The sequence below is a fragment of the Pseudoalteromonas sp. SG44-5 genome (genome assembly GCF_014164175.1).
Taxonomy (GTDB): domain Bacteria; phylum Pseudomonadota; class Gammaproteobacteria; order Enterobacterales; family Alteromonadaceae; genus Pseudoalteromonas; species Pseudoalteromonas nigrifaciens.
Map to the genome: position 1 here is coordinate 1 of NZ_JACJES010000055.1, position 859 is coordinate 859.

Sequence of the window (859 nt, forward strand, 5' to 3'; positions counted from 1 at the left end):
TTGTCTTTATCGAGCGCTTCGATATTGTAAGGAGGAAAGCTTGGCTGCTTATCTGAACTTGCTGCCGCATCCATTAAAGACGCTAAATGATCGAAACCGATGAATGAACGATAAAGGGGTGATAAGTCTACTGTACGCATAATAATATCCTCATATTTAAGCGATATTTCAGTTGTGCTTTTCTAATGAACAAACACAAATGAAGTTTAATTAATAATATAAATTTCAATTACTTCTGTTTAACAAGGACCCATCAGGCGTCCTCTACTTATCTATATATGGACGTTAAAATTGTTTTCAAGCAAATAACAAATAATTTTTTAAATTTACTCTTTTAAAATACACAACAAGGTCGTTAAACATAAATTACAATGGTAAAAATACCGCCTCAAGCGAGGCGGCTAAAACAGTGGAAAATATTTAAAGTGAATTACTTATCTTCGAGCAAATCATTGCCACCTATTGCTATTTTGCGCGGTTTTAACGCTTCAGGTATTTCACGTTGTAAATCTATGCTGAGTAAACCATGGGCTAAATCAGCAGCGATAACTCTGACGTGATCTCCTAACTGAAACTTACGCTCAAAATTGCGATCTGCAATGCCTTGGTGAATAAATTTACGCTCTTTACTATCGTCTTTACTTTGTTTAACCCCGCTAACTTTTAGGGTGTTATTTTCTGACTCGATTGTCAGTTCACTATTGCTAAAACCAGCAACTGCCATAGTAATTCGGTATTTGTCTTTATCGAGCGCTTCGATATTGTAAGGAGGAAAGCTTGGCTGCTTATCTGAACTTGCTGCCGCATCCATTAAAGACGCTAAATGATCGAAACCGATGAATGAACGATAAAGGGGTGA

At 36.6% G+C, this 859-nt stretch carries 1 protein-coding gene and 1 pseudogene; both read right to left on the reverse strand.

Annotated features, from left to right (window positions below):
• A pseudogene (locus H5079_RS18125) lies at positions 1-140 on the reverse strand (heat-shock protein); the annotation flags it as partial.
• 290 nt (positions 141-430) lie between these two features.
• A partial coding sequence (locus H5079_RS18130; RefSeq protein ID WP_182684621.1) for an Hsp20 family protein occupies positions 431-859 on the reverse strand: 429 nt, incomplete at its 5' end.